15 protein-coding genes and 1 CRISPR repeat array are annotated in these 20,297 nt (G+C 55.1%); of the genes, 1 reads left to right on the top strand and 14 read right to left on the bottom strand.

Going from position 1 to position 20,297, the window contains the following annotated elements:
* Positions 1-40 precede the first annotated feature (40 nt).
* Positions 41-4,281: a CRISPR direct-repeat array (repeat unit 37 nt; unit sequence ATTTCAATCCCCTCACGGGGATTTTGGTGTTTTGAAC).
* Between the two features lie 146 nt (positions 4,282-4,427).
* The 13 genes from cas2 to AC01ZF_RS15480 form a co-directional block, all read right to left on the bottom strand.
* Complete coding sequence (gene cas2, locus AC01ZF_RS15540) at positions 4,428-4,709, bottom strand: CRISPR-associated endonuclease Cas2 (RefSeq protein ID WP_424675752.1); 282 nt, start codon at positions 4,707-4,709, stop codon at positions 4,428-4,430.
* Positions 4,710-4,725: 16 nt separating this feature from the next.
* Positions 4,726-5,745 carry a CRISPR-associated endonuclease Cas1 gene (cas1, locus tag AC01ZF_RS15535; RefSeq protein WP_424675753.1) on the bottom strand — a complete coding sequence of 340 codons (1,020 nt, stop codon included), beginning with the start codon at positions 5,743-5,745 and terminating at the stop codon, positions 4,726-4,728.
* Positions 5,723-6,583, bottom strand: coding sequence for a CRISPR-associated endoribonuclease Cas6 (cas6, locus tag AC01ZF_RS15530; protein WP_424675754.1), 861 nt, complete (start codon positions 6,581-6,583; stop codon positions 5,723-5,725). Before cas6 ends, cas1 begins: the two co-directional genes overlap by 23 nt.
* Before the next feature lie 105 nt (positions 6,584-6,688).
* On the bottom strand, positions 6,689-8,125 hold the full coding sequence (locus AC01ZF_RS15525) for a hypothetical protein (RefSeq protein WP_424675755.1): 1,437 nt from the start codon (positions 8,123-8,125) through the stop codon (positions 6,689-6,691).
* 4 nt (positions 8,126-8,129) lie between these two features.
* On the bottom strand, positions 8,130-9,611 hold the full coding sequence (locus tag AC01ZF_RS15520) for a hypothetical protein (protein WP_476575484.1): 1,482 nt from the start codon (positions 9,609-9,611) through the stop codon (positions 8,130-8,132).
* 13 nt (positions 9,612-9,624) lie between these two features.
* Complete coding sequence (gene csm5 / locus AC01ZF_RS15515) at positions 9,625-11,040, bottom strand: type III-A CRISPR-associated RAMP protein Csm5 (RefSeq protein WP_424675757.1); 1,416 nt, start codon at positions 11,038-11,040, stop codon at positions 9,625-9,627.
* 61 nt (positions 11,041-11,101) lie between these two features.
* Positions 11,102-12,193 carry a type III-A CRISPR-associated RAMP protein Csm4 gene (gene csm4 / locus AC01ZF_RS15510; protein ID WP_428112858.1) on the bottom strand — a complete coding sequence of 364 codons (1,092 nt, stop codon included), beginning with the start codon at positions 12,191-12,193 and terminating at the stop codon, positions 11,102-11,104.
* 4 nt (positions 12,194-12,197) lie between these two features.
* Entirely contained in the window at positions 12,198-13,010 is an 813-nt protein-coding gene (csm3, locus tag AC01ZF_RS15505) for a type III-A CRISPR-associated RAMP protein Csm3 (RefSeq protein ID WP_476575483.1), read from the bottom strand.
* 19 nt (positions 13,011-13,029) lie between these two features.
* Positions 13,030-13,479, bottom strand: coding sequence for a type III-A CRISPR-associated protein Csm2 (csm2, locus tag AC01ZF_RS15500; protein ID WP_428112860.1), 450 nt, complete (start codon positions 13,477-13,479; stop codon positions 13,030-13,032).
* A 52-nt stretch (positions 13,480-13,531) separates the two neighbouring features.
* Positions 13,532-15,691, bottom strand: coding sequence for a type III-A CRISPR-associated protein Cas10/Csm1 (gene cas10 / locus AC01ZF_RS15495; protein WP_428112862.1), 2,160 nt, complete (start codon positions 15,689-15,691; stop codon positions 13,532-13,534).
* Between the two features lie 272 nt (positions 15,692-15,963).
* Entirely contained in the window at positions 15,964-17,499 is a 1,536-nt protein-coding gene (locus AC01ZF_RS15490) for a tripartite tricarboxylate transporter permease (RefSeq protein WP_428112863.1), read from the bottom strand.
* A gap of 9 nt (positions 17,500-17,508) precedes the next feature.
* Positions 17,509-18,000, bottom strand: coding sequence for a tripartite tricarboxylate transporter TctB family protein (locus tag AC01ZF_RS15485; RefSeq protein WP_428112864.1), 492 nt, complete (start codon positions 17,998-18,000; stop codon positions 17,509-17,511).
* Positions 17,997-18,971 (bottom strand): Bug family tripartite tricarboxylate transporter substrate binding protein, encoded by a 975-nt coding sequence (locus AC01ZF_RS15480; protein WP_476575482.1) that lies wholly within the window; start codon positions 18,969-18,971, stop codon positions 17,997-17,999. Before AC01ZF_RS15480 ends, AC01ZF_RS15485 begins: the two co-directional genes overlap by 4 nt.
* Between AC01ZF_RS15480 and AC01ZF_RS15475 the strand changes: the two genes are divergently transcribed.
* Positions 18,952-19,185 carry a hypothetical protein gene (locus AC01ZF_RS15475; RefSeq protein WP_476575481.1) on the top strand — a complete coding sequence of 78 codons (234 nt, stop codon included), beginning with the start codon at positions 18,952-18,954 and terminating at the stop codon, positions 19,183-19,185. The genes AC01ZF_RS15480 and AC01ZF_RS15475 overlap by 20 nt on opposite strands.
* Here the strand turns inward: AC01ZF_RS15475 and AC01ZF_RS15470 are convergent.
* A complete protein-coding gene (locus AC01ZF_RS15470; RefSeq protein ID WP_476575480.1) occupies positions 19,141-20,217 on the bottom strand; it encodes a hypothetical protein in 1,077 nt (358 codons plus the stop codon). The two genes, AC01ZF_RS15475 and AC01ZF_RS15470, sit on opposite strands and share 45 nt — an antisense overlap.
* Between the last annotated feature and the right edge of the window lie 80 nt (positions 20,218-20,297).

The following is a 20,297-nucleotide window of genomic DNA, read 5'->3' as shown; positions in this document are numbered from 1 at the left end:
CACATCCAGCAGCGTGAGGGTGTCCTCCACCGCCAAACTGGTTTCAATCCCCTCACGGGGATTTTGGTGTTTTGAACGTCCCCGAAGCTGGAGGCACCAGTTCGGGGGAGCTACCGGTTTCAATCCCCTCACGGGGATTTTGGTGTTTTGAACGTGATCGTAACGTTAAAGTGTCTAGAGGACGGAAAAATAATGAGTTTCAATCCCCTCACGGGGATTTTGGTGTTTTGAACGCGACAAAAAAGTTGAATAGAAAACCATTGAGCCTCCTTAGTTTCAATCCCCTCACGGGGATTTTGGTGTTTTGAACATGTCAACTGTTGACTTTAAAGGTTGGTGTTGTATAGTACGTTTCAATCCCCTCACGGGGATTTTGGTGTTTTGAACAACACCACACTTGATAAAAGTAGGGGCGCCGGTTAATACCGTTTCAATCCCCTCACGGGGATTTTGGTGTTTTGAACGTAAAAGAACGTTTGTCTTGCTACCGTTTTATCTACTAGGTTTCAATCCCCTCACGGGGATTTTGGTGTTTTGAACGTACCGCTGTCATCCCCGTGGTGGTGAATGGTTGGCTTGGTTTCAATCCCCTCACGGGGATTTTGGTGTTTTGAACAAAAGAGCTAACACGTATTCTGGCGGGAGACTACAAAGGGGTTTCAATCCCCTCACGGGGATTTTGGTGTTTTGAACCGCTTTCCAGTTTCATTTGCAACGGTATACCCCAATGCGCGGTTTCAATCCCCTCACGGGGATTTTGGTGTTTTGAACTAATTTCACGCGCGTAATTCATACTTGACCTCCCTCTTTTGTTTCAATCCCCTCACGGGGATTTTGGTGTTTTGAACGGGAGTGATGGTGTGGGCGTGGAGGGAAACCGTCTGTGTTTCAATCCCCTCACGGGGATTTTGGTGTTTTGAACCAAAAGAATTCGCTGGCGTCCGCCCACCTTCTGGCGTTTCAATCCCCTCACGGGGATTTTGGTGTTTTGAACTCGAATGACGCTGTCGGATTTGGTAACTGCAATCGTGGCTTTCAATCCCCTCACGGGGATTTTGGTGTTTTGAACCGGTTGACGGATTGGACCATCTTTCGAACATTGAAGATCTTTCAATCCCCTCACGGGGATTTTGGTGTTTTGAACTGAATGAACTAGCAAATCCCGCTGTGTCTGTGGTGGTGGCTTTCAATCCCCTCACGGGGATTTTGGTGTTTTGAACATATTATCACGGGGCTTGGGTTTCCGCGCATCTTACCTTTCAATCCCCTCACGGGGATTTTGGTGTTTTGAACCCACATGATCGTGCATTTACTCAGCGATGTTGGATTTCCCTTTCAATCCCCTCACGGGGATTTTGGTGTTTTGAACGTGGTATAGTAGAGATAACGGAAGAGAAGAAGGTTAAACACTTTCAATCCCCTCACGGGGATTTTGGTGTTTTGAACCCCACTACAGCGCAGCGCCGGAGGACAGCTTGGTCCTCAACTTTCAATCCCCTCACGGGGATTTTGGTGTTTTGAACCGGATTTGTGATTTTCCAGAACGGAGGTTTTTTTGATTAGTTTCAATCCCCTCACGGGGATTTTGGTGTTTTGAACCGACGGACTCCACTGCGTGGATGCCACGCCGAACGGAGAGGTTTCAATCCCCTCACGGGGATTTTGGTGTTTTGAACGCAATTCTTAGAAGATATCTCTGAATAAGTCCCTCTTCTCGTTTCAATCCCCTCACGGGGATTTTGGTGTTTTGAACAAAGGAGTGTTTGGATATGCGTAATCAAACCCATTCCCCGTAGGTTTCAATCCCCTCACGGGGATTTTGGTGTTTTGAACGTGGTACAGCGGGGGATTGGGGCGATTGTGGTAGCGGGGGTTTCAATCCCCTCACGGGGATTTTGGTGTTTTGAACACAGTTCGTGCAAAATCCGCTGCTGTAAGTCAAAATCGAGTTTCAATCCCCTCACGGGGATTTTGGTGTTTTGAACTGAATTATTGCGGTACATTTGTGTAACCTCCCTTCTTGGTTTCAATCCCCTCACGGGGATTTTGGTGTTTTGAACTCAAGGGGGGCAAAAAGGCAGAAGGGTTGTTGGTCTTCATTTCAATCCCCTCACGGGGATTTTGGTGTTTTGAACATGATAAGCGCGATCGGTTAGGCAATCATTTTTACTTTTTATTTCAATCCCCTCACGGGGATTTTGGTGTTTTGAACTCGGGAAGGTTCTGGTGTTCCCCGTGTAATACGTGATTCTTATTTCAATCCCCTCACGGGGATTTTGGTGTTTTGAACACAGACATGGAACCACAACCAAGGGACCGCACCTGGATTTCAATCCCCTCACGGGGATTTTGGTGTTTTGAACTTGGATAAACTCGTCAGGGACGGATAAGTGGAAAAGATCAGATTTCAATCCCCTCACGGGGATTTTGGTGTTTTGAACTGCAATCATGTCACCGATGCCACTACACGACCACACCACATTTCAATCCCCTCACGGGGATTTTGGTGTTTTGAACCTAGTTCGCGCAGCATAGCATCGCTGATCTGCGCAATCACATATTTCAATCCCCTCACGGGGATTTTGGTGTTTTGAACTCCCAACCTTCGACCACACGTACTCCCTTGTACGCGTCTATTTCAATCCCCTCACGGGGATTTTGGTGTTTTGAACTTGTATAGTGGCGGATATTGTGCAAAATGTCAAATTTTCGTTATTTCAATCCCCTCACGGGGATTTTGGTGTTTTGAACAAAGGGGACAGCAATGGTTGTGAAACTGGTAGGCGAAACTAGATTTCAATCCCCTCACGGGGATTTTGGTGTTTTGAACAGAAAAAACAAAAAAGGGGAACTCGTCTTACGAGAAATCGATTTCAATCCCCTCACGGGGATTTTGGTGTTTTGAACGTCTCCTGCTCCCTTTGTTGTCGCTCCTCTTTTTTTTGATCCATTTCAATCCCCTCACGGGGATTTTGGTGTTTTGAACAAAAACTGCGGAACGCAGCACAAGGAAAGGAGTAAGACATTTCAATCCCCTCACGGGGATTTTGGTGTTTTGAACCGGTGCACGTGTACGCAATCGACGTTCCACAGCACCGCAATTTCAATCCCCTCACGGGGATTTTGGTGTTTTGAACTTAACCAGTTTCAGTACACATACGCTTTAGCAAGTGATCAATTTCAATCCCCTCACGGGGATTTTGGTGTTTTGAACGTATCAACCTTGCAGGTGGAAGCTCCGATACGTGTACCATTTCAATCCCCTCACGGGGATTTTGGTGTTTTGAACCGTGCACCCGTCGTCGACCTATGACAAATAGGAGTGTGGATTTCAATCCCCTCACGGGGATTTTGGTGTTTTGAACGTCGACGCAGCAAGGCATGGATCATTCCATACACTACATATTTCAATCCCCTCACGGGGATTTTGGTGTTTTGAACCCGCAAGTTGTTGCGATTCCAAAACGCTTTGCTCATAGAGATTTCAATCCCCTCACGGGGATTTTGGTGTTTTGAACCGCGTCTTCCAGAATCTGAATCGCTCGCGCAACATCAATTTCAATCCCCTCACGGGGATTTTGGTGTTTTGAACGCGCAACATGAAATGTTGCGCCGCAGGGGATATGGTGACATTTCAATCCCCTCACGGGGATTTTGGTGTTTTGAACACCCGCCGCGTGGACGGTCGTAAGCTCGTTCGTGCTCTTACATTTCAATCCCCTCACGGGGATTTTGGTGTTTTGAACGTAGACCTACAAGGAATACGAATCAAGGCCCGTACCCGATTTCAATCCCCTCACGGGGATTTTGGTGTTTTGAACTAGATAAAGTAGAGAAAGCAAAACGTCGCCTGTCGGCGACGATTTCAATCCCCTCACGGGGATTTTGGTGTTTTGAACGCTTCTCGAACCTGGTAAACGATTAAAAATAGCTCGTATTTCAATCCCCTCACGGGGATTTTGGTGTTTTGAACACAAAAATATTCGTGCAAGTAAACCCCAAGTTGTTAGATTACATTTCAATCCCCTCACGGGGATTTTGGTGTTTTGAACGCAAACAGAGGCCGCTTCGATTGGCGACACCCGGATTATCTATTTCAATCCCCTCACGGGGATTTTGGTGTTTTGAACCAATCGCGCATCATTGCGCGACGCCGTCCGGCAGTGGATATTTCAATCCCCTCACGGGGATTTTGGTGTTTTGAACTTAAATTTGACCACCTTTAATCAATATCAGTATACATAATTTCAATCCCCTCACGGGGATTTTGGTGTTTTGAACCAACCACATCATCTACCGCTTAGCAATGCTCTCCAGAGCACGATTCGCGCGGTGGCCGCTGATGTTCCACTCGTTGTCAAGCATTTTCGGTGATCATCATCGGGTATTGCCGGGATTTTTCGCTTTCTGCTGCGATCCCGCGCCGCTTAGAAGATGTACACCTCATGACTCGTCTCTAGCGGTGGCCCTTCTCCAATGATCTCGGCGTTACGTCGACACATGCCGCAGAGTTGGTAGATACGTAATCGGTCGCCTTCGGCTACGTCAATGAGCCGGCTGAGTTTCTGTCTGAGCTGGCGATAGGCATTCACCTCGAGGTCACATTCAAAGACACTCTCTAAGACGCGCTGGCCGTACCCTTCGAGCAGTTTGGCTATCTTGAGCCGTCGCTGATCAACGCTGATGTCGTAGCTGATGAGGTAGAGCATGGAACCGCTCCTTATATTATCGAACAGCAAATGGCTCGTAGTCGTCGGTGCGTTGACGCACAACCCGCGCTAGTCGTCTGGCCTGTAACGCGATGCAGCGCGTGTATGGTACTTTGCCCGGCCCACTGTCCGCGCCTTCGGGATGGGTGGCTTCGGTTCGCATGCGTTCTTCAAACGCGGTGAGAAATGCCCGTTTGCCCTCGTCGGTGATGATAATTGGTCGCTCACCTTCACCCGGCCGGAAGTGTTCGGGTCGGATGCGCCCGTCGTTGCAGATGCGCACGACCAGCGAGTCGATGAGTATTGGACGAAACTCTTCCATTATGTCGAGCGCAAGCGAAGGTCGCCCATAGTCAAGGCTGTGTAAGAAGCCGAGGTATGGGTCAAACCCGGCTGCCTGTACCGCCCCTAGCACTTTGTGCGCCAAGAGGGTGTAGCCGAGCGAGAGGAGAAGATTGACCGGGTCGGGTGGTGGGCGCCGTTGGCGTCCGCTGAATGACCATTCCGGCCCGATCAGGCTGCGTAGCCCGGCAAAGTAGCGTGCGGTTGCACTGCCTTCTACCCCCAGTAGGGAGCTGAGTTGAGTTGTGCGTTTTACCCGCTTGATATAGGCATCAAGATCATCTGCCGCTGTCTGCGCTTCCGGTGGTGGTTCGGCACGGTTGCGGCTGAAGCGTTGGAGGAGTGCGCGTTGGTTGCGTAGTTTGCCCTCGACGAACCGTTGGGCAAGGGCGAGTGCTCGTGCCGGATCGGCGGCACAGGCGTATTGCGCATGGCGTAGAGCGACATGCGCCGTGACCTGCCCGACGAGGCGACCCTGATAACGCCCGTCAACCGTCATGAAGGTGACTTCAATGCCGCGGTCGAGCAGCCGTTTCATCGCCGGAGTACTGATGCCGACGTTGCCAAAGATGACGATGTCGTCAAGTTTGACCAGCGGCACGCTGCCAATGATGTCGGCCCCTCGGCGCACTTCGATCCGTTCGCCATCGCAACCGAGTTCAGCACCTTGTTCAATCACGTAGAGGGTCGCCATTGTCGGGTCGTTGGTCTAGGTTGAGGCGATGAGCCGGGACCAGTCGTGCTTGCCCAAACCCCCGTGTGGTGCCGGCGCCAACGCCGCTGTAAAAGGCGAATGTCGTAAGCACAGCGATGCAGGCGCGCCAGTATCGATCACCGGTCATTGCCCGATAGGTACACCGCCCCACCGCGCCGATTTGCAACGCACCCCCACTTGTCGGTACAGCAGCACTGCGGAGGTCGAAACGACTAATCGCCAAACATTCGGTTGCATAACGGCGTACTTCGTCAGGCAGCGCCAGGTCGGCCGAGGCGTTCCACTGTTCGAGGAGGCTCCCAAAGACGAGATCGGGTAGCGGGAGCGGCATCGTCATGCCGCGCTGCCGAAAAGTGACCGGTGTGACGAATTCGAGTGTCCACGTGACGGGTAATTGATCAGGGCGATGGAGCAGCGGTGCGGCGAGTTCTCGGTAGTCGGCTCGGTTGGCCCACGGATGCTCGGCAGCCGTATTGGCCCGGGCAATAACCCGCCACGGCTGACCGTCAAGTTCGAGCGCGCCGATCTGTTCCGGTGTCCATTCCGTAGCGATTTGTTCGAGTTCGGGGCTCAGGAGGGTGATACGCAAGTGATAGTCACGTTCGGGATCGACGAGCACCGAGGGACCACCACCTAATCCCCAGATATTCGAGACGGTGAGTGGTTTGCGCCCTTGCTCGTCGTGGATGCGTGCAGCAAGTTGGGGATCGGCGCGCTGAATGAGCCGGAGCACGGCAGCGTGGGCGGCCCGGCTCAGATTACCGGGTGCCTGTCCCGCTTTGGCCGGACGTAGGGTGAAGACGATAGCTTGCGGCATACTGTACCTCGCGAGCTGTGCAGTGTTGATGCAATTGTTAAGGTACCATAGCTCTGTAACTATTATATACGGCTTGTAGCAGCGTATCTTCTTGGTCTGTATGGCTCACGACCGCAGCAGTTGCTCCAAGAGGCGGTTGATATGTTGGTAGGGAAATGGTGGCAGTGGCCGGTTACACACCTGCTCATAGAGCTGTTTCAAATGTGGCACAATACCGTCGGCAGCGGTATCGAGAGCCTTTTGGCCGGCAAAGGCGCGGGCCAACCCAACTTTTTGCACCCCGGCCAGGTTATGGGTCAATTCGTTGCGCCGTTTGACCAACTCCCCTAGCCGATCAATGTCGTTGAGCAGTTGCTTCCGACGGGGATCGGTAGGGTCGGACAAATGATCGATGAGTTCGCGGAGCACCGAACGATCGACGGGTAGATCACGACTCGGATCGCGATCTCGGCTGAGGATGAACGGCTGTTGTTGCAGCCAGGCGCGGTCGAGGTAGGGACCGTCATCGTCGATGGTGTGTTGGCGACTGCGGAACCGTACCCCGTGCTGCAAGCAAAGGAAACGTAGTAGATTTTCTTCAAAGCGTACCACTTGGGTCAAGAAATCGGCGTAGAGACCGATCTGGTAGCGAGCTGCTGCCGCGTGGACCACCTCGGCCAACCGCATGTGGCGGTCGGTGTCACTGACCTCGGCCCGTAACTGATTTATGGCATCCACCCACTCCCCGCTTGGGCGAACCTTGTCAAGCGCCCGGCGCGCGCTGTCAAAATCAAAGTTGAAACGGTAATGGGCGTAGTCTAGCAGCGGCGCAATGAGACTCGCTGCCGCCGGGTCGAGCCGGTCGGTGATGATCGATTCTTGTTCGCGAAAGGTTTCGGCGGCAGCCTTATAGGCGTAGGTTTTGGTGTTGGAACGGAGTGTCGCGCGGAGTGGGGCGGCCAAGAGACGCCGACCGGTGTTGAGAGCGATGGGTATTGGTTGGGTGGGGTGGATCGACAGCACTTCGGTACGCCCACCGAAAGCTTCAGTCCCGGCAATCAGCAGACCGGTGGTCATTGCCGGTGTCCCCCCGGTAACTTCGAGAAATGCTGTGTGATTCGGATATTCGGCGGCCAATTTCAACAACTGTCGCTCGAGAAAGCGCAGGGTCAGGTCGTAGTCCGAAGGGTCACAGCCGTTTCCATGTTCATCTTGGATGATCCACGTCTCGATGCGCGCCGGATCAACCGGCGGGTAGGGGGTTAAGCCATCGGCGAGCAAGCGGGCAATGATCTGCGCAGTATACACGGTATCACTTTGATAAAACTGTTCGCCGACGGAAACCGGTTGATCGGAGGCGATCAGCACTACCCGCACGAGTGTCACGCTTTGTTCGGCCAGATAGCGCAAGGCTTTGGCGATGATGCGTAACTGAAACGTTGTCCGCAGCTTATCGTACTGCGCCAACGCAGCTTGCGCCCATTGCCGTTCGCTCGTTTGTTTCGGTAAGGTTGGGCAATCGAGATCGCGATTCCCCACGTTGCAAACTAAAAGTGCTTCCATCGCGTTACACCCCGCACTGCAATTCTCTACCGACTTTATCGGCAATCAGCTCAAACGGTGATTGGGATTTGGGCGGTTGAATGTCTAACAGATGGAGTACATGGCGGAGATCGTCAATAATCTTGGCTACACCCCCTTCGTACACTTCATTGATCGTATCTTGCGAAACGCCGGCAAAGCCGTGGGCTATCACGCTCTGATTGCGCAACTCGGCAAGACGGTCAAGCTGGTCAAGGCGCGCTTTGACGCCGGCGAGGCGCTCACGATCTTTTTTGCTGGCAAACGGTGTACCATCGGTGCGCAAGCCGCTGTTGATGATGAACTCAAGCATCGCCTGCATCACCGGACGGTTTGGCCCGTCACGATAGCGTAATGGCTGATTATCAATCGTCTTCTGTTCAAGGTACTGGTGAAGATGTGGATTGCCGTCGATCTGAGCAAGATAGGAGGCCAGGTTCGCCTCACGCACTGCTTTGCTCATATCGGTCGGCAAACCGAGGTGGCGTTCGACCACAAACCGCAGCACTCCCTCTTGAAACCGGAAGATGCGACCCAGCATATCAGCGTAGCGCCCGTTGTGGGCAGCAATCTCGGCGCTATAGGCCACCTCACGGAGGAGTGCCGCCGAGTCTTTATTGTTGATCAAGGGTAGCAGATCATCGTACAACCTAGCGCAGAGATCGCGCAACTCACCACTCGCCCACCGTTCCGCCAATGCAATCGCATGCTGCGCGCGGTGAAAATCGAAGGCTTCGCGATAAACGGCATACTCCAGCAGATAGATGATCGCCTCCGACATCTTCGCGCTACGCGCACTGAGCAAGGCCGCCGGAAAATTGCGGCGTTTGAGCGCCTCCATTGCATTGACGCGCTGAAACGATTCTTGTAGCTTCTCACCGATACGTAGCTCGGTAACGCGCCCCCCTTCCGGTGGATAGATGAACCGACAACGATCAGCGTAAGCAATACTAGCTTGCAGTTGGAGGGCAAAGTTGCAGGCGGGAATCCCACCGGCAGTGAGCACGTAACAAGTACTTACTTCCGGCTTGTTATGCCGCGCTACCAGACCGGCATAGGCTTCAAACACCTCGTCGTAGATACTTGGGTTGATATCGGCCCCATGCGTGCCTTCAATCCGCTCCGGGCGCGCCTCGACGATCCAGTCGGCAAACTGCTCACGCACCAGGCGAGCGGCAATATGGGCAAACCAGATCGTGTCTTTGTCACGCAGACTCACGCCAAAGCGATCCGGTCGGTTCGTTTCCAGGCGTTCGGGTTGGTCGGTGTAAAAGCAGATCAGGCGCGCCGGTTCATTGGAATACCGATTGCGGATGTACTCCAAGCACGGCGTAATGATCGGCAACTCAAACCGATGCGCGGTGAACTCTTCCCAGAGCTGCTGCCCTTCGGGTCGCGGACGGGAAGGTCGTTGACCGTCGGCAATCAGGTCACTGTTCCCGATATTGCACAGGATCAAGATGGTCATTGCGCTGCTCCTCTCAGTCACCAATGGTGATACACACCCATCCCAACGGCAACAAAGCCTGTTTGTTACGCACGATCACTTTGCGGGTAGCCGGAAAGACATCACCGGCGCGGAAGCGCTCCGAACGCTGGCGGTTGAGTTTCATGTTGTATTGTTTCACCGCCTGCACGAACTGTTCTTCACGTTGAGGGGTATCGCGTAGCCGGTCGGCGAGGGTCTTCGATTGCCATCCAGCCCCCCAGCCGATTGGGGTGAGAAAGGCATTCGTACCGTCGAGCTGATCGAGGCGTGATCTGAGGTCGGCGTAGAACTTGCTCAGGTTAGCTGCGTCAGCGCGGCCACTGAAGTAGCGTTGCTCGGACTCGATCAAAGCTCTCGCCCGCTGCCGTCCCCACGCAGCGATCTGCGCCGGTTGCAGGTATGTCGCCCACTCACCAAAATCGATGATCTGGCGAGCGATGTTGCTCTGGAACGGGAACTGCTCGATCTGCATCACCGCCGTAAGAGTAACCCCGGCAGGAATGGCCTCGACCGTGATCGGTGATCCTTTGGGAAAGACTCGCACCTGTAAGAGCACCGGGGCTTGTGCAAGCGGTCGGCTATCGCCAATATGCATGGTGCGCAGTACGTCGAGCAGAAGTGCGTGGCTCACCCGCTTCCCGTCTTGCTGTTGGCGTCCATGAAAGATTGCCCGCTCGATCTGAGCGGCAGCTTTACGATTGTCTTTCTCATTGGTGAAGGTCAGCAGTTGCTGTGCTGCGCGGGTCGGTGCTAAGGCCCACGCCAAGACGGTGCGCAACGCTCCTTTGAGCGAAGAACCGGACACATAGAGGCGGTCGGTTACATCTTTGACACAGGCCAGAATCTCACTCCGTCCGGTTTTGACTTCGGGCGTACCGGTGTAGCTATAGCGGACAATCGGTGAGTCGGCGGTGAAATCGGCAGTGGTCAGCAATTTGCTCGTCAGAAGATCGCTCACACCGCTGTTAGCCAACAATTCCAGTGGTACCGCCGGCCCCTGGCCGCCGGTAGCTTCAAACTCCTCCCATTCGGCGCGTAATTTGTCAAATTCCTGTTTGATCTTCTCCGCCTCGGTCTTCAGCCGCTGTTTTTCTTTCTCGGCTTTGCGCGGATCACGCGGCGGCGATTGATCAAACTGCTTGATTTCGTTCATATTTTGCTGTTTGCGCCGTTCCAACCGTTCCTTACGCTCCATCAATCTGGCGCGCTGCTGTTCAGGCGAAGGCTGCTGACCGACCCACCGCTGCAGCGCCAGCTCAAGCGCGGCATTGCTATTGATGACGTAGGTCGTCTTGGCGTTCGGATCGACGTAAAAATCGACCTCCTCATACAAGCGCTCGCCACTCAAGATGCAGAGTGGGCTGATCGTTTCGATCTGCAAGCGATACACACGATTAGGTGCAGGCATAGGGTTCCTCTCTAGCGTACCGACAACCGACAACGATGGTTGTCATGGGCAGACGCCCGCCTTAGCTCTCGAATGACACTTCCGGCACCGGTACAGCCAACGCCATGCCGCTCCGATAAATCGGATGTGCTACCGTATCGTCGGGCCGTACATCAATGATGTGCCCGTGGGGGAGTTGTCCATCGTTGATCGCCAACACCGATCCTTCGCTCACCATCATGACCGTTTGGCGTCGGTAGGTCATGCCGTTGGCCGCCAGAAACCAACCGCTGCTGGAGACCAACTGATAGGTCGAGCGCGGATCGCGAACCAACGCCAGCTCGGCGGGCGTCGGCAGGTAACGCGAGAGCAAGACGGCGTGACGATGCGGTGTGGGGAAGTCGATGGTGAGCGTGCTACGCTGCCACGCAAACACACCGTAGCCGTAAGTTCGCTTCCCACCCAACCCACTCTCGCCGAGCAGAGTCAACAATCGCTCAAAGACGGGTTGGGCGGCGGGATCGTGAAACGCGACCAGTACGTGCAGTCCCACCGCCGATGCAAAGACGACCCGCCCCACTTCGTAATACGCCGACGCTGCACTAAGCCGGTCAAGCGTCACGTGCGGGGTTGCTTCGATCTGCCAGAGCGGGGTGACTTTCAGCCGTTTGCGCCACGCCTCGTCACTCTCGTTGGCAGCCGGACGCCACGGCGTTGGCAAGCGGCGCGCCTCGGCTTCAGTTAGCCAGACTTTGCCTTGTTGGAGCGCGATAATTGTCGCCGGCAACGCCTCACCACAACAGACGGCGGTAAACAACGCCGGTGAGAGATAGCGCAGTTTCTTCAACTGCTTCGCCTGCACCGTAGCCGTCTCGGCGAGACGCAACGGCAACAGTGGTCGCGGTAGCAATGGTAGCTCACCGATGGCCGGAAACAATGAACTATGGCAGAGTGGGGGTATACCGGTGACAAACGGCTGCACCCACGCCGGTACGGCATCATCGCCAACCTCGACCATACTCAGCGCCGCTTGCACCACCAGCGCGGCGAACAGTGAATCGGAAGCGAGTGTCTCGCTCGTCTCTTCCAGCCCAATCCCCTGCCGTCCGAAGTGGAAGGTGAGGGTTGCGGTGCTGTGCGGAGGGACAAGCCGATAGACGGTAAAGGTTGGCATACGCTTACTCCGCAAAGATTCCCTGTAAGCGCTTGACCACCTGTTCACGATCCAGCTCACGCAGCGAAGTGGCCTGCGCCACGTTTTGCGGCGCGCTGATGCTGCCGGCTTTCAACCGACGCGCCATGATGTTTACGTCACACAGGCGAATGTGGCCGTTGCCACGCGATCCCATTCCGCCCAGATAATCCTCTTCCAGATAGGTAAACGCTTCGAGTAACGTACCGAACAGCGCCACCACTTCGCTCACCTGCTCACCGTTACCGACGTAGACACTATAGACTGCCTCTGCCGGGCCAAAGACCGCTCCCGCCGGGACACGCTCGATCTGACGCGGTGCTGCCGCCGATGTCACCCGGTCAATCGCTGCCTCCCATTTCACTTCGGTGTAGGGCAGATCGGTGCGTAACTGACGCAACTCCTTTTCCGATTCTTCGGTCAGCGGTACATCGCGCATCGCCAGGCGGGTTGGTACACTGATGGTCAATTCTTTGTAACTAGGCAAGGTACCAAACACGCCGGCAATCGGGCGATAACGCTGATATTCCTCCTCGTTGGTTGGCACATGTACGAAGACCCCATCGTTGACGCGGAAGGTTTGCGGTGCGCCGTAGACCTTTTCCAACAACGAACGTAACTTACCCTTCAGCGATGAGCCGGGAATATAAGGCTGATTGGTGCGTGGGTTGCGGATCACGGGCTTATCCAAGCCCCCAATCTCAAGTCCACCGGCAGCGCCACCGATATGGAGACCGGTCAGGAGTTCGATGTTGGCGCGAAAGATGATGCGACCGTGTAACGTAACCGAGCGTGTCATGGTTGCGACCTCCTCATCACTAATTGGTGCGACCGCCGTAGAAACGGTGGTAAGCGAGAATAGCCTCGAACAGATCGACGAACGAATGAAACCGTTCGACATCATCACCAATCAGGTCAATGGCTGCTGAGAGCGTCTCGACCAAGTCCTTCAACGCTTGATTGTTACCGAAGCGTCCGACCTGATACGCCATCTTTGGTTTGAGCATGAGTAAACGGCGCTGAACGGAAGGCGGTAGCTTCTCGGTACCAACCCGCACCTCTTGCTCAATCGAGCGGACCTCACCAAAAATGTTGCGGATCTGCGAGGTGGTCAAATTCTTCTCCTTCAATGCTTTGCCTAGCCGATCTGCTTCTTTGACCAGCAAATTGATTGCCTCGGGAGTATTGTCACCAAGGATCGTTTTCAGCTTTTCCGGGCTGATTGGCATCCGCTCGCGTTGCTCACCCGACGACGAATGATTCACCATGAACGACCTCCTTTGCTGTTCCTAACGACACACCAACGATAACTTCCCAGTCTCACCGCCGCGTATCACGCCCGCGGAGTATCAACTGTGCCCACCGCGCCGCTAACCCGGCGGGAATGATGGTGCGGGACGCAATCCCTTCGCTGCTGAGTAACTGCTCGCGCAGGGCTTCGATCCGCGGACGTAGATCACCCGACCGTTCGGCGAGGCGGGTCAGTTGGTACGCACCCTGCCACACCCACGGCCCGACGAGAAGCTGCACCTGACCACTCCGATTAAACCGCTGGCGGGCACGGACGGCCAGCGCTTGGATCGTCATGAGCAAGCTGCGCGGCGCACCACTTTCAATCACATCGATCAGCTCATCTTTCAGGGTGGCAGCCTGTTCAAATTCCATCCAGCTCAACGTCTGTCCCAAAAACGTAATCGCATCCTTGCTCCGCCCATCAGGATGTTCGTAGGATTTGGCTGCTTCCAACGCAGTGCCGGCATCTTCTGCCGCCTGATAGAGCGGATAACCGGCCTGATGCAAGGTAATTCCGGCCGAGACCGTCACCGCACCGCCGGCGTAGCGGATAAAGTCGGCGCGAATAGTGCGGGCCAGTTCGGGCAACACGTGCCACGATCCGACCAAAAACAGATCGTCGCCACCACTGTAAACAGCATAGATCCCACCCTGACCCTGGCTTTGTTCATTAACCTGGCGACAGAGTTCGCCAACCCAACCTTCAAAAAAGCGACTCAGCGCACTACTGAGCGCAGCAGTCACCGCTAAACCGGCCAACCCGGCGGGGCGCTGTAACCCGCGCCCAAACAAATCACCAAGGTTATCCACGTCCATTCGCAAGACGGCAATCCGGCGAATACCTTTGCTCTGGTCGGCCAACAAGTTGAACGGGGCAACATCGCCGGTACGGAGTTCCTCGGCTTGCTCCGGATCAAGCTCACGGTAACGCGACAGATCGGCATCTTGCAAACGGTAGGCTTCGGCCACTAGATAACGCTGACCGATCAAAATCGCTTGCTTCGGTTCGGATGGCACCACCTCGTCGGTCAATGCCAATGCACGCCGCTTGGCAACCGGCAAGCGAACCTGTTCTGTCAGTTCGTAATTCACCCCCAATTTGCTCACCACACTGCGCCACGTCGCCCCAGACACCGCCGACGCCTGGGGATCGACCAACAGCACAGCAGCACGGGTCAGTTGCCGCCCCAAATCGGCTAACGACTCGCCGAGCGGATCGGGAGCTTCCTTGCCATCGCTGCGCGGCGGTCGTGGTGGGCGCGGTTGGAAGATACGGGCAAACGATGCATCGTCCAACGCTGCAAACCGTCGTCGCTTGTCGGTGTCAATCGCGCGCATCAACTCGTGCCACGTTTGCTCACTGTACTGATCAGGGTTAAACGGCGCGGTTGCACCGAGCGCCACATAGAGCACACCACGATGGTGTTCAAGCAGCACCTGCCCCAATTCGCGCCGCCAAGCCAACACCTCATTGGCGAAACGTCCCGGCAGCACGGCATAGAACTGACCACCACCGGCATACAGCAGATTACAGAGCGGCATCCCGCTCTTGTGCAAGACCCATTGCGCGCAGGCATCGGTAAGCAACTGCAAATACAGTGAACGCCCGCGCAACTGACGTGCCGCGCCTTCCGCCGGAATACTGTAGAGAAACTCTTGCAACCCAGACAGATCACCGCCGAGCAGACAGATCTGCTGTTGTGCATCATCGGTCAACGCCGCCGCGACGGCTGCATGCAGCCGCGCAAGATCGTAGAGTGACACTGTCGCCAGTGGTGATGGCCAGGCCGATCCGTAGCGTTGCAGCGCGTTCAGGAGCAGTTCGAGGCGGTTGGCCGGATCGGTGGCCTGTGCTGCTGTAGCGAGCCCAGTACGTAAGCCATCGCGCAGTGCAGCCGTAGGCGTAGCCGGTTGCGCCCTCGGAAAAAGCGCATCAGCGTTACACTGCAAGACCGTCGGTGGTTGCCAGGCCGACGGCGGTGCTTGACCGACCAATCGGGTGAAGACATTTGCCAGGTGATCCGGCAACGGTGGCCACTGCACCTGTGGCGACTGACCGGCGATCTGCCACGCGGTTGCTACCAGATCGGGCGAGACGGTTATGGTTTCGCCCACGGCAGCAGCCACCCACGCCTGCAATACGTGCGCCGCCGTGGCAACCGGATCGGTTGGGTGGGAAGTGGTCATAGGCTTATGCTCCATAATTCAGATCGACGCCGCGACCAACAACAAAACGATCACGTGTATTGTAGCAAATAGGTATATCACAAATGTGAACTTATCTCGCCATTTGAGAAGAAATTTTCGATGAGATGTGAAGGGAACGACACCGTAGGAAAGTCAATCGAGTTGTCCGATCTGCGTTTCTCTAGGCAGATCGGACAAGCGGGTATGAGCCTACAGAAGATCAGCGTATGCAGGAATATGCGTACCGGCATATCCAGCTTTTCGACAGGTGCTCAATCCTCATCACCTTGCCCAAAAACCAAGCGACCTGCCGATTGACGACCGGTCAGACGGTTGATCAACGCCGGTAGGTAGGGCAAAACGAGAGCAACCATCGCTGCCAACAGCAAACCAAACGACAGCGGTCGGGTCACAAACACACTCACGTCACCCTGACTAATCGCGAGGGCGCGGCGGAACTGTGCTTCGGCCAACGGTAGTAAAATCAGACCTAAAATCGCCGGTCCGACCGGAATCCGAAACCGACGCATCCAAAAGCCGATGACACCGATCACGTACATGCTGACGACATCAACAAAGCTGTTGGCCATACTGTAAACGCCTAGCGTGCCGAAGACGAGAATACCGCTGTACAAAAGAGGGCGCGGAATGGTCAAAATCTTGACCCAAATCCGGATCAGCGGCAAATTGAGGATGAGCAGCATGACATTGCCGATGTACAGACTGGCGATCAGCGTCCATACCAGATCAGGCGCTTTTTGAAACAAGAGCGGCCCGGGCTGGAGGTTATAGATTTGAAACGCAGCCAGCAGGATGGCAGCAGTAGCCGAGGTCGGCAAGCCGAGGGTCAACAACGGCACCAGCACACCGGAAAACGCAGCATTGTTCGCCGCTTCCGGGCCAGCTACTCCCTCGATAGCACCCCGGCCCCACTCATCTTTATACTTCGAGAGTCGTTTCTCCACCGTGTAGCTGAGAAAGGTCGGAATCTCGGCCCCACCGGCAGGCAAGGCACCGAGCGGAAAGCCGATCAGCGCACCGCGCAACCATGCCGGCCACGACCGCCGCCACTCTTCTCGGGTCATACCCACCGACGAACGCACGCCCAGTACTTCAGCTTGCGTTTGACGCAGTTGGGAAGCGACGTACAGTGCCTCACCGACAGCAAACAGGCCAACCGCCACCACCACAACATCAATGCCATCGAGCAGCTCGACGATCCCAAACGTAAACCGAACCTGCCCGGAGAGGACATCAATTCCGATTAGCCCGAAAAAGAGACCGATGAAGAGGCTAATCATGCCGCGAATAATCGACGAACCGACCAGCGCCGTCACACTCACGAAAGCCAAAACGGTCAGTGCAAAATAATCGGCCGGCTGGAAGAGCAACGCAACTCGGGCCAACGCCGGAGCCGCAAAGGTTAGGAGGATGGTAGAGAGGGTACCGGCCACAAACGAACCGATTGCCGCTGTCGCTAATGCGGCACCTGCTCGTCCGGCCTTTGCCATCGCAAAACCCTCGAAGGTCGTCGCCACCGACGCCGATTCACCCGGCGTATTGAGCAGAATCGACGTAGTTGACCCACCATACATACCACCGTAATAAATCCCGGCGAACATAATTAACGCGCCGGTTGGATCAAAATTGTAGGTAACCGGCAACAGTAACGCCACTGTCAGCGCAGGTCCGATCCCCGGCAACACACCGACTGCCGTCCCGATGGTGACGCCAATCGCAGCCAATACCAGATATTGTGGGGTCAAGGCATTGACAAAACCGGTCAAAAGCTGGCTAACGACATCCACAGTTGTATCCTACAACAAGCCGCTGAGGATTCCGGCGGGCAGGCGAATACCGAGAAGGCGGGTAAATGCGAGGTAGACGATCAGACCGATAGCCAAACCGACCAGCACATCACGTCGCCAATGCGTACTCCCCAAGACTCGACTGCTCAGAGGGAAGAAGAGGGTAGTTGCCACCACATAGCCAAGTGGCCACAGCACAGCAGCATATCCGACAAGAACGCCGAGCAATACTAAGGTAATCGGCCAATCGGTGCTAGCCTCCTCGGCAGTCACTTCGGCGATCAAGTCGTGGTCTGGCGCAACCGTCACCCGTATGAAGAACAATGCGCCAAACAACAAACATCCGATCCCGATAATCGTCGGAAACACCCGCGGGCCGACTACCGTAAAACCGGAACTTTCACCAATCTGCGGGGTCTGAGCGAGAACAACCCCGCCCAGGCCCATTACAACAACTGCGGCCAGCCGCAACCAGAGCAACGCGCGTTGTTGGTGATTCATTGGACAAGACCGAGATCGCGGAGAACCGCACCGATACGAGTAATTTCGTTGTTCAAAAAGGCACTAAACTCATCACCGGTACGGAAGAAGTCGGTCCAACCGTTGTTCTTCAGCGCATCTTGCCACTCTTTACTGGCACGCATCTTTTCGAGCGCAGCAATAATCGCAGCACGCTGCGCGGGAGTCAACTCAGGCGCACCAAACACAGCTCGCCAATTCATCAGTGCTACATCAACCCCCGCTTCTTTGAGAGTCGGTACATCGAGACCGGCGATGCGCTGTTCGCTTGAAACCGCCAGCATCCGCATCGTTCCGGCAGCGACTTGCTCGGCAAACTCAGAGACACCAGACACACCGGCGGTGACGGCGCCAGAGAGGATTGCGGCAGTCACTTCGCCACCTCCCGAATAGGCAATGTAGTTAATCTGATTGGGAGCCACACCGACCGCCTTCGCAATCAGACCGACCAGAATATGATCGGTGCCACCTGCCGAACCACCACCCCACGAAATTGCCGTCGGATTCGCCTTAAAATCGGCGATCAGTTCTTGCAGCGTCTGATACTTTGAATCGGCGGGAACCACAATCGCTTCCGCCTCCGCCGTCAGCAGGGCGAGGGGCGTCACCTGTGAGAGATTGACCGGTGCTTTGTTAGTCTGGATCGCACCGACCATCACTAACCCACCAACCATTAGTTCGTGCGGTTTACCTTTGGCTTCGTTGACAAACTGCGCCAGCCCGATCGTACCACCGGCACCGCTCACGTTATACACCTGCACCGTTTGGCCGGTTGTTGCAGTGAGCGCAGTCTGCATAGCCCGCGCCGTGCTATCCCAACCACCACCAGGCGAAGCCGGAGCCATGATGTTAATCGGTTGGGTTGGGAACTGCTCTGTAGAGGTGGTAGTTTGATTGGCACACGCACTGAGCAGCACTGCAATGAGGATGAGTGTGGGGAAGAAACGCTGCATTGCCGATCCTTTCTATGTACCTTCGTTGATGGGAGTTGGTCGGTATTATAGTCTGAACTGCGATCAGCGTCAATTACTACGCCGATTGCGCTGGTCAATGCCCTCCCATCCAACAGCAGAAGGCGAGCGCCGGCTCTGCCACACGCTCGCCTTCCCCTTCACAGCCGGCCTACGGCAGCGGATCAAAATCCCGCCGCGTACCATCGGTATATAGAATACTTTCCACTGCGAAGCTGGCCGTCATATCGTTTAAGCTGGTCGCCAATACCCACTGATCTTCCTTCCTAAACCGATTAAAGTGAAAACCCGATCCCTTTTCGACAAACACTTGACCAGGTTGGAGTGGCTCATTGATAGTCCAGCCGATGTACATCTGGGGTTCGCCGAACAGATCTTGCAAAATAAGCGTCCCTTTGATCGCACGCGCCGGTTTATCTAACCCAGCAGCCGTAAACTCAATATCAAACCAGATATACTCTTGGATATCGGTGTCATCAAACCGCTTATCCAACAATCGAACCGATATGATCTCCTTGCGAACATCACTTGGGAGCATATCGGACGGGATCGAAGCGGGATCCACCGACGTTGGCACGGTCGCCGGGGTAGTAGCACCGGTGTTCTGGAGTGAAATGGTGGGAACGGCAAGCCCATATTTGGCCGCTACGTATTGCTGTCGCAGCATCGCCAGCGTTTGCTCATGGGTAGCAACCGTTGCATTTGTAACTGCCGCAATCAGACCACCACTATACTTGGCGGCTTCCGCACGCGCTGCCGCAAGATCAGCTTCCAGTTTCGTCATTTCTTCTGCCAATCGCGCGGCAAGTTCAGGATCGGGATTGGTTCCGGTCATAGTCATCTCTATCGGTACCCCGGCCTCGATGGCGTGGATCCGCTGTTGAATCAGTGCCTCGGTCGTTTTCAAAATCTCTAGCCTGGCTTCGATCAATGCCTTCACCAGACCACCGGCGAGTTTGGCGTTCGCCGTTTCAGCCGAGGTAATATCCGCACGCACCCGTTCGAGTTCCGCCTGCAGATCGGCGACTTGCTGTTGTTCCTCCGGCGAGAGGGTGCGGGTGCCACCGGCGCTCTTCGCTTCGGCTGAAGCAAGCTCCGCACGCACCCGTTCGAGTTCCGCCTGCAGATCGGCGACTTGCTGTTGTTCCTCCGGCGAGAGGGTGCGGGTGCAAGCGGTCATAGTTATGGCGACGAGGAACAAAACCAGCATGAAACGAATACGATACATTGAAACCTCCCTTGGCAACTGCGATAACGACACGTAGATGGTTCCTACAGCGAGAGACGGTGCGCGTGTTTGGGTCAGTA

The organism is Chloroflexus sp. (assembly GCF_056331925.1).
This window is presented reverse-complemented; position numbering and strand designations above follow the sequence as displayed.

Bases quoted from the DNA above. Each gene is read 5' to 3' on its own strand.
- cas2 (WP_424675752.1), bottom strand. From the start codon at position 4,709: ATGCTCTACCTCATCAGCTACGACATCAGCGTTGATCAGCGACGGCTC.
- cas1 (WP_424675753.1), bottom strand. From the start codon at position 5,745: ATGGCGACCCTCTACGTGATTGAACAAGGTGCTGAACTCGGTTGCGAT.
- cas6 (WP_424675754.1), bottom strand. From the start codon at position 6,583: ATGCCGCAAGCTATCGTCTTCACCCTACGTCCGGCCAAAGCGGGACAG.
- AC01ZF_RS15525 (WP_424675755.1), bottom strand. From the start codon at position 8,125: ATGGAAGCACTTTTAGTTTGCAACGTGGGGAATCGCGATCTCGATTGC.
- AC01ZF_RS15520 (WP_476575484.1), bottom strand. From the start codon at position 9,611: ATGACCATCTTGATCCTGTGCAATATCGGGAACAGTGACCTGATTGCC.
- csm5 (WP_424675757.1), bottom strand. From the start codon at position 11,040: ATGCCTGCACCTAATCGTGTGTATCGCTTGCAGATCGAAACGATCAGC.
- csm4 (WP_428112858.1), bottom strand. From the start codon at position 12,193: ATGCCAACCTTTACCGTCTATCGGCTTGTCCCTCCGCACAGCACCGCA.
- csm3 (WP_476575483.1), bottom strand. From the start codon at position 13,010: ATGACACGCTCGGTTACGTTACACGGTCGCATCATCTTTCGCGCCAAC.
- csm2 (WP_428112860.1), bottom strand. From the start codon at position 13,479: ATGGTGAATCATTCGTCGTCGGGTGAGCAACGCGAGCGGATGCCAATC.
- cas10 (WP_428112862.1), bottom strand. From the start codon at position 15,691: ATGACCACTTCCCACCCAACCGATCCGGTTGCCACGGCGGCGCACGTA.
- AC01ZF_RS15485 (WP_428112864.1), bottom strand. From the start codon at position 18,000: ATGAATCACCAACAACGCGCGTTGCTCTGGTTGCGGCTGGCCGCAGTT.
- AC01ZF_RS15480 (WP_476575482.1), bottom strand. From the start codon at position 18,971: ATGCAGCGTTTCTTCCCCACACTCATCCTCATTGCAGTGCTGCTCAGT.
- AC01ZF_RS15470 (WP_476575480.1), bottom strand. From the start codon at position 20,217: ATGTATCGTATTCGTTTCATGCTGGTTTTGTTCCTCGTCGCCATAACT.